5 protein-coding genes, 1 tRNA gene and 1 pseudogene are annotated in these 8,427 nt (G+C 74.0%); 3 read left to right on the top strand and 4 right to left on the bottom strand.

Features of this window, described 5'->3' with window-relative positions:
• Window positions 1–211: 211 nt before the first annotated feature.
• From ACIQOV_RS15310 to ACIQOV_RS15300, 3 genes are all read right to left on the bottom strand, one after another.
• Window positions 212–3,268, bottom strand: a complete 3,057-nt coding sequence (locus tag ACIQOV_RS15310; RefSeq protein ID WP_401048773.1) for a hypothetical protein — start codon at window positions 3,266–3,268, stop codon at window positions 212–214.
• A 176-nt stretch (window positions 3,269–3,444) separates the two neighbouring features.
• The gene (locus tag ACIQOV_RS15305; protein ID WP_401048771.1) at window positions 3,445–5,835 is read right to left on the bottom strand and encodes a hypothetical protein; all 2,391 of its coding nucleotides are present in this window, start codon (window positions 5,833–5,835) and stop codon (window positions 3,445–3,447) included.
• Between the two features lie 3 nt (window positions 5,836–5,838).
• Window positions 5,839–5,910, bottom strand: a tRNA-Ser gene (locus tag ACIQOV_RS15300).
• Window positions 5,911–6,050: 140 nt separating this feature from the next.
• On the opposite strand from ACIQOV_RS15300, the gene ACIQOV_RS15295 reads away from it, so the two are divergent.
• On the top strand, window positions 6,051–6,599 hold the full coding sequence (locus tag ACIQOV_RS15295) for a hypothetical protein (protein WP_401048769.1): 549 nt from the start codon (window positions 6,051–6,053) through the stop codon (window positions 6,597–6,599).
• 78 nt (window positions 6,600–6,677) lie between these two features.
• Entirely contained in the window at window positions 6,678–7,121 is a 444-nt protein-coding gene (locus ACIQOV_RS15290) for a hypothetical protein (RefSeq protein ID WP_401048768.1), read from the top strand.
• A 182-nt stretch (window positions 7,122–7,303) separates the two neighbouring features.
• Here ACIQOV_RS15290 and ACIQOV_RS15285 read toward each other — a convergent pair whose 3' ends face one another.
• Complete coding sequence (locus ACIQOV_RS15285; protein WP_401048766.1) at window positions 7,304–7,939, bottom strand: TetR-like C-terminal domain-containing protein; 636 nt, start codon at window positions 7,937–7,939, stop codon at window positions 7,304–7,306.
• Between the two features lie 101 nt (window positions 7,940–8,040).
• Here ACIQOV_RS15285 and ACIQOV_RS15280 point away from each other — a divergent pair.
• Window positions 8,041–8,427: pseudogene (locus ACIQOV_RS15280) on the top strand (dipeptidyl aminopeptidase); the annotation flags it as partial.

Below are 8,427 nucleotides of genomic sequence, written 5' to 3'. Positions count from 1 at the left end.
CCGCCGTTCGGGGCGTGGGGGCGCCGGCCGGGTGCGTGTCAGCTTCGCCGGATGGGGCGGCGTGGGCGGCCGCCGGGAGCTGATCGCACGGATCATGCTCGGCGCGGGGCACGGCCGACCCGCGCCCCGCGGACGGCGCGAGGGCGCCCTCCCGGTCGCCGCGGGGCGGTCGGGAGGGCGCCCTGTCGGACGCGCGGGCGGGGCGGAGGCGTCAGCCCCAGTTGCCCACCAGCGGGACGTCGCCCGGGTTGCCGAACTTCTTGCTGTAGATCACCAGGTCGGAGTTCTCGGCGGCCCCGTAGAAGCTCTGGTCGCCGGGCCGGTAGACGCCGATGGTCTCCTTGCCGGTGCCGTCCCAGTCGCCCTTGACCGGGATGTCGCCGGGGTTGCCGAACCTGACGCCCGGGCGCGGGTGCTCCGTCCGGTTGGAGTCGTTCAGGTAGAAGGTCTGGGTCTGCGGGTCGTAGACGCCGACGGTGGTGGTGCCGTTGCCGTCCCAGTCGCCGACCAGCGGCTTCCAGCCCTCGTTGCCCAGCTTGATCCGGTACGTGATGGTGGAGTTGTCGTCGGACAGGTAGAAGTACTGGTCGCTGGGCCGGTAGACGCCGACCGTGGTCCGTCCCTGTCCGCTCCAGTCGCCGACCAGCGGGATGTCGCCGGGGACCCCGAACGGGAAGGTGGCGGCCACGGTGGCGTTGTCGTTCGACAGCTGGAAGGTCGAGGTGTCGGGGTGGTAGACGCCGATGGTGTCGGTGCCGGGACCGTTCCAGTGGCCGGTCAGCGGGACGGCGTCGCCGCCGGCGCCGAACCCGGTCCGGCCGGTGTACCGGCCGTTGTGGGCGGCCTCGGCGAAGCCGGCGTCCGACGGCCGGTACACGCCCACCGAGGCGGGTGCCGGCGTGGGCGTGGCGTTGACCACCGCGCTGCCGATCCGCTGCTGCGCCGCGACGGTCAGCGGCACCTTGGTCGGCTGGTCCGGGCCGAGCCAGCGGAAGTTCTGCAGGTAGACGACCCGGGGGTCCTGCGCGGCGATCGCGCGGTACTCGGCGTTGTACGCCGCGATGTCCGCGTCGGTCCTGCCGGAGTAGCAGCCGTCGGCGACGCCCTGCTCGTTGGTGGACTCCGGGAAGAGCATCAGGTGCTGGTCGGGCGAGGAGAGGAAGGTCTTCAGGTTCGCCAGCCGCCACTGGATCTCGCCGCGGCCCACGCAGTAGTAGTCGAAGCCGACGATGTCGACCTCGGGCGGGATCGGCGCGCCCTGCTCGGCGTTCCAGCGGTCGAGGCTCATGATCAGCGTCTTGTCCGGGAACGCGGCCCTGATCTGCTGGGCCTGCGTCTTGACCTGGTCCTCGTGCAGGCCGTGGGAGTAGGCCTCGTCCGTCATGTCGACGGCGGCGATCTTGTCGATGTTCGGTCCGATGCGCTGCACCAGATCGAGCAGGTTCTGCGCGGCGTTCGGGTTCGGGGTGACCTGCCAGTCACCCGGCGAGCGCGGGATCACCGTCTCCTGGTTGAGGTCGATCACGCAGGAGGCCGGCAGGCACTGGTCCAGGAACTCCAGGCGGGGGTCCTGGTCGCGCAGGTAGTTGTTGAAGTTGGTCCACTGCGCCACCTCCGGCGCGTGGTTGGCGCCGTAGTTCGGCTCGTTCGGGTCCCGGATGTCGAAGAACCCGTAGTAGCCGAGCCCGCCCAGCATGGAGACCCGCAGGTCGTCCACCGTGGTGACCCGGCCGGCCGCCGAGTGGTGGGCGCCGAGCGAGACGTAGCCGTCGCGGGGCAGCTGGGCGGCGGTGCGGCCGGAGAAGACCGTCGCGCCGTTGACCCGCACGGTCGCCTGCTGCTTGTCGCCGGTCCTCAGCGCGACCGACACCTCGTAGGAGCCCGCCGCCGGGACGGCGGTCAGGGCGGTCGGCGTGCCGCCCTGGAAGAGCGTCAGCCCGCCGTCGGCCTGGACGCGCAGGCCGAGCGCGACGTCCTCGGCGTCCACGGCGCCCGTGCCGCCCGAGGCGTTGCTGACGGCGAGGGAGGCCCAGTCCTGGCCGGTGGTGGCGCCGACGACCGGGGTCAGGACGGCGTGCACCGTGTAGGCGCCGCTCTGGACGTCCGAGGTGGCCGGCTTGTTCAGGCGCACCGCCGAGGTGCCCTTGGGGAACGACAGCACGTTCGGCTGGGCCGGGCTGTTGACCTGCACCGAGCCCGCCGGCGGGTCGAGGGCCAGGCCCTTGACGCCGGAGACGGCGGTGTAGTCGGCGGAGATCAGGCTCGGCTGGCGGGCGCTGAGGTCCTGGTTGAGCCCGAAGTCGGCGGTGGCGTTGGGCGCGCCGTCGAAGGTGTCGACGAGCGGCTTGGCGCTGCGGGTGGCGCTGGTGTCGATCCGGCTGACGTTCAGGCCGTGGCCGGCGCCGTCGCCGAAGGTGGTGACGCGGTTCGGGTCGGAGAGGTAGGCGCCGAGGTAGAGGAACTCGCTGCCCGGCCAGCGGGTCACCCCGGCCGGCGCGGAGACGGTGAACGGGGTGCCGTTCACCGTCAGGGTGACGGCGCGGTCGGCGCCGGTGGAGACGGTGAGCGCGACGGCGTACTGCGCCGTGGGTGCCACCGAACCGGTCCAGAAGGGCGTCTCGCCGCCCCCGCCGTGGAAGAGGGCGAGCTCGCCGCGCGAGTTGACGGTCAGGCCGAGGTCGACGTCGCCGCCGGTGACGTAGCCGTTGCCGCGGTGGCTGCGGCTCAGCACGATCGAGCCCCAGTCCTTGCTGGTGGTGTCGCCGACGACCGGGTCGATCACCGTCGAGACGGTGTAGTGGCCGGTGCCGTCCGCGACGGCCGGCGCGCCCAGCATGACCGCGGAGACGCCCTTGGCGAACAGCAGCTTGTTCGGGTGGTCCGGGTGGCTGGTCTGGACGAACCACTGGTCGGGCGCGACCGAGGTGTCCCAGCGGCCGGAGACCCGGGTGTAGGAGATCCCGTGCTGCTTCTCCGGGGGCGACTGCCGGGCGTCGATCCCGACGTTCAGCCCGTACATCGGGTCGGTGTCCTGGGACGGGTCCAGCCGGAAGGTGTCCGCGAAGGCGCGCGTGGTGTCGAGGTCCACCGGCGTCGGCCCGGACCCGTCACCGGCCGGTGCGGCACCGGCCGGTGCGGCACCGGCCGGTGCGGCGCCGGCCGTGGTGGCGCCTGCCGTGGTGGGGGCGAGGCCCGCGGGCAGCAGCGCCAGCGCGAGCGCCGAGGCGCCGGCCAGCAGCCTCCGGCGCAGGCGTTGAGTGAGTATCACCGAGTCTTCGTCTTCCGGTCGTCGAATCGGCGGCGCGGGCGTGCGTCGCCGAAGGGAGCGGACACGGCTGTTTCGTACCAGCTCGGCGCACTTCCCCCCGGGCTGGGATCATAGGGGGTGGATACGAACGGCCGTACCACAACCCCGCTCCGGCGGGCGGTCGTTCGCCCCCGACGTCACGGGAGGACGGCGACGGCCGGCGGCAGGTGGCCGACGGGCAGGCGGGGGTCGGCGCGCAGCCAGTGCGGGCCCGTGGTCCAGCCGAGGAGCACCCGGCCCGCCCCCTCGTCCGCCGAGCCCCCGGCGGCGGCCCGGCGCAGGCCGGTCAGGGCCGGGGCGAGGCGGGCGGCGACGTGCGCGGGGTGGCGGGCGGCCTCCGCGTCCAGGCCGGCGATGGTCCGGGCCCGCTCCTCCGGTGCGCACAGCGAGAGGTGGAAGACCATCTGCCGCCACGCGTACGCCGCGTCCTTGATCGCGGCGAGCGGGCGCGGGTCGCCGTGGACGCGAGCCGTCCGGCGGCAGACGGTGGTGAAGGCGCGGCGGGCGAGGTCGTCCCAGCCGGGGCTCGGGCGGATGCCGACACGGTCCACCAGGACGGCGAGGTTGTGGGTGGTGAGGATCTGGGCCTGCTCGACGACCTTGCCGTTGGCGGCGACCGACCGGGCCGGTCCCGGCCCGGCGCGCCCCGTGCACAGCTCGGCGAACCGCGCCGGTCCCGCGTCCGCCGTCGCGAGCCCGCGCAGCGCCGCGTAGTCGATGCCGTAGTAGCGCTCGTACAGCGTGCCGCCGAGCACTTCCGCGGCGACACCCGCCGCCGCGAGGAACTTCGGCGTGAACCTGCCGACGAAGATGTCCGCCGCCAACTCCTCCACCAGCGGCACGTCGAGCCCCGACTGGCGGGCGAGCACCGCGAGTTCGCGGACGAGCGCGTTGGGCAGCAGCGTGCCGGGGAACGCCTGGACGGCCAGTTCGCCGAGCCGGCGCAGGGCGGTGAGCGCGGGCCCGCGGCCGTCCTCGTCGGAGCGGTGCGCCGCCACCGCCCGTACCCAGGGCAGTTCCTCGACCCGCACCTGTGCGGCGAGGTTCAGCAGGAGCAGCGAGCGGCGGTTGCGGAACGCCCGGTAGTTCGCGGCGGCGAGGGTGCGCAGCGCCGCGTCCGGACAGGCCTCGACGCCGGTGGCGGCGACGAGTTGCGGGACGAGTCCGGCCAGGACTTCGGCCGAGGGCACGACGCCGCGCTCCACCAGGGTGCCGATCGGGGCGCTCAGGGTGGCTTCCACGAGGTGGCGGACCGGCGCGGGAACCGGGGTGCCCGCGAGCAGTCCGGTCTCCGCCGCCTCGGCGGCGGTGACGTCGGCGACCAGCGGTCCGACCTCGGCGGCGCCCGTCTCCTGGGGCTGTACGGCGAGCCGGCGCAGCACGAGCTGGGCGAGGTCGTGGTACGAGGGCCGCGCCGCCTGGACGGCCTGGCGGGCGCGCAGTTCGGTGTGCGCGGCCGATCCCGGCCGGCCGCGGCGGCGCACCATGGAGTCCACCGCGTGCCGCAGCAGTCCCAGCCGGCGGGCGTCCAGCGGCCGGCCGGCGACGGCCTCCTCCAGGGCGCCGCGCAGGATGCCGACGTTCTCCTTCGGGTCGCGGTGCTTGGTGCAGCGGGTGTGGGCCGCGGCGAGTTCCCCGTACTGGCGCAGCAGCAGCGCGCCGCGCTCCCGCCAGCGGCCGTCGGGTACGCCCGCCGGTATCCGTCCGGTGTCACCGGCGGCCTCCGGGTCGGTGGTCTCCAGCTCGACGGCCTCCGGGTCGACGGCCTCCGGGTCGACGGCCTCCACGCCGGTGGCCCCCGGGTCGGTGGTCTCCAGCCAGTGGGCGAGCAGCCGGTCGCCGAAGGGCTGCCAGACGGCGAGGGCCTCGCGCTGCGCCTCCACGGCGGCGTTCGGCCGGCGGCCGACGAGGGAGTCGACGGCGTCGCCGATGGTGTGCCGGTGCACCGCCTCGGGGTCAGGTGCGGGCAGCGCGGAGGGCCGGGGAGTGAAGCGCAGCCGGGAGGCGAACGGTTCGAGGGTGTCGACGAGGTCGAGCGCGGCGGCCGTGTCCCCGGCCCGGACCAGCCAGGCGACCGTCAGCAGCGCCGCCTCCTCGGGCACCGCGACCTCGTAGCGGCCGCTGTCGAGCAGCTCGTTCAGCCGGGCCAGGCCGGGCTCGGTGAGGCAGTGGGCGAAGAGGGCCCGGCGGTCGGCCGGCACCCCGGCGAGGGCCGCGGCCTCGCGCTCGTACGGCTGGAGCGGCCCCTCGGCGCTCGCGGCGGAGGTGGCGAAGCCGCCGCGGACGACCTCGGGCGTCACCCAGGCGGGCAGCCCCGGGAGCGGGGTGCGCGAGCCGACGGCCGACCGCCCGGCAGCGGCACCGGCGAGCACGGCGCGCCAGCGGTCGGCGCGGGCCGCGGCACGGCGGCGGGTCTCTCCGTCGGAGTGGGTCAGCGCGGTGAGCAGCGCCCGGGCCAACTGGTGCTGCGGGTACGGCACGGACACCCCGGCACCGGTGGAGTGCTGCTGATCAGCGTCGTCGTCCATAAGCCGACGTGGCAGGTTCCGCCCCTGCGCCCTCCGGGTCTCAAGCCCGGTGCTCTCCTGCTGAGCTACACGCCGTCGGGCGTGACACTAGACGTTCGGCCCGCGCGGACACAACGCGCTTTCCGTCACCGCTCCTGCACCCGCAACGGGCGCACCTGCGGCCGCCGCCGGAACGGCCGTGCTCCCGAACGGCCGTGCTCCCGAACTTCGTCGGCATGGGGCTGCAGTCCGCCCAGGACACCGCGCAGAGCGCCGGGTTCTTCCTCCTGACCAGTCACGACGCGCTCGGTCGCGACCGCAACCAGATCCTGGACCGCAACTGGAAGGTCTGCGCGCACAACCCGGCCCCGGGCAGCCACCCCACCGGCACAGAAATCGACATGGGGGCGGTGAAGCCGGAGGAGAACTGCCCCGCCCAGGACCAGGGCGCCAACGGGCCCGCCGAGGCCGGATCCACCATGCCCGATTTCAAGGGCAAGGCCGTCTCGGTGGTACGGGATTCGCTGCCGGGCAACACGTCCCTCGGCACCAAGGACGCCGGCCCGAGGAACCGCGCCGTCCTGGTGCAGTCGAACTGGCAGGTGTGCGGCCGGGATCCGGCTCCGGGCGCCGCCCTCACCGGTCAGCCGGTCAGTGTGACGGCCGTGAAGTTCGGCGAGACCTGCCCGTGGCGGCCGGGCCCACCGGAATGCGATCGATCGTTTTCGGTCAGGTACAGAAATCCACCGATGAGGATCTATCAGCGGCCCGATCACCGCCACTAGGGTGCGGCGCATCCCCGTTGTTACGCCCTCCCGCGCCGTGCCCACGGCGGGGAGACGACCGATCGGAACGGTGTCGCCGTGACCAGGATCCTCCGCAAGCTGATGACCCGCACGGGACGGGCCGCCGCCACGGTCGCCGTCCTCGCGGCCGCGCTCACCGGCACGACGGCCGCCGGCACGGCCTCCGCGGCCGGCGGCTGGAGCTGCTCCGGGGCGCCCGTCCCGGCCGGCTACGTCATCACCATGTACAACGCCGGCGGCTGCGACAACCACGGCTCGTGGTACCAGCAGCCCGCCCAGAACCGGCTGTGGACCTGCTCCGGCTCGCCCATCGTCTCCGGCTACGTGCTGACGAACTACGACGTCAAGGGCTGCAGCGGCGTCGGCGCCTGGTTCCACGAGCAGGTCCGCAACGGCATCTGGACCTGCCCGTACTCGCCGATCCCGGCCGGCTACCGCAGCACCACCTACGACGCCCGCGGCTGCAGCGGCCTCGGCGCCTGGCTCACCGTCAAGATCTGAGCACACCCGTACGGCGGCGCCCCCTCCACCGCGAGGGGGCGCCGCCGTACGAACCCGTCGGCAGCCGAGGAATCCGCCTGCTCCGGCCTGCACCAGCCGGTGCAGGCCGGAGCAGGCCGAACACGCCTTCAGGTCCAGGGGGCGACGCAGTCTCCGGCGGCAAGGCGGCACAGCCTCGACCGTCAGGCGGCGAAGGCGGCGAGGAGCTTGTCGGTGAGGCGGTCGAGGTAGTCGGGGGCGGTCGCCGTGTGGACGACCGCGAGGCGCCAGTACAGCGGGCCGGCGAGGAAGTCGAGTGCGAGCTCGCGGTCCACATCGGCGGGGAGTTCGCCGCGGTCGACCGCCCGTTCCAGCAGGCCGGTGGCCTTGCTGCGGCGGGTGTCGCGGACGGCGGTCATCAGCACCTGCGCCAGCTCGGGGTTACGACCGCTTTCGGCGAGCAGATCGGGGATGATCTTCGACGGGAGCCGGTGGCGCAGCGCCCCGTCGATCTCGGCGAGGAAGGCGAGGACGTCGCCGCGCAGGGTGCCGGTGTCCTCGATCTCGGAGGCGTCCACGGCCACCGCCCGGATCAGGGCGACGGTCATGTCGAGCTTCGACGGCCAGCGGCGATAGATGGCGGCTTTGCCCGCCCCGGCCCGCTTGGCGACCGCTTCCAGGGAGAGCCGGGCGTAGCCGACGTCCGCCAGTTCCTCGAAGAAGGCGGCCGCGATCGCCTCGGTCACGGAGTCCTGGAGCACCGGCCCGCCGGGTGTCCGGCGCGCGGGCTGCTCGGAGGGGCCGGGGGTCGCGGGCCGGGGCGCGGGCGTCTTGGACATTCCCCGAATCTACACCAGGCGGAACGCTTGCGTCTCGACCAGGCGGGGGCTAGCGTTAGACGAGACGGAACCGTTCCGTCTCAACAACCTCGGGAGTACCCATGCGATTCCTCTTCGAGGACGAGTCGTTCTCCTTCGAAACGCTCCGGGCGGCCGGATTCGCCAACTACGGCGGCGCCGACCTGGGCGAGGTCGTGGCCACCGCCCGGAACATCGGCGAAGGCGACGAGGCGGCGTGGCTGCGCGAGTGGAAGGCCACCGCCGAGCGCGTCCACGACATCGGCACCCGCGCCCTGACGGCCGGGCACCGGGTCAGCGCCCGCGAGGCCCTGCTTCGCGCGTCGAACTACTACCGCACCGCCGAGTTCTACCGCCGCGACGACCCCGCGAACGACCCCGAGGCCAAGAGCGTCTCCGCACTCTCCCGGGCGACCTTCGCCGCCGCGGCGGCCCTGTTGGACACCCCCGTCGAGGCCGTGACCATCCCC

Origin of the sequence: Kitasatospora sp. NPDC091257, assembly GCF_044757675.1 — a bacterium.
Classification (GTDB): domain Bacteria; phylum Actinomycetota; class Actinomycetes; order Streptomycetales; family Streptomycetaceae; genus Kitasatospora; species Kitasatospora lactacystinica.
The sequence above is the reverse complement of the archived record's forward strand: the minus strand, read 5'-3'. Positions and strand labels throughout refer to the sequence as shown.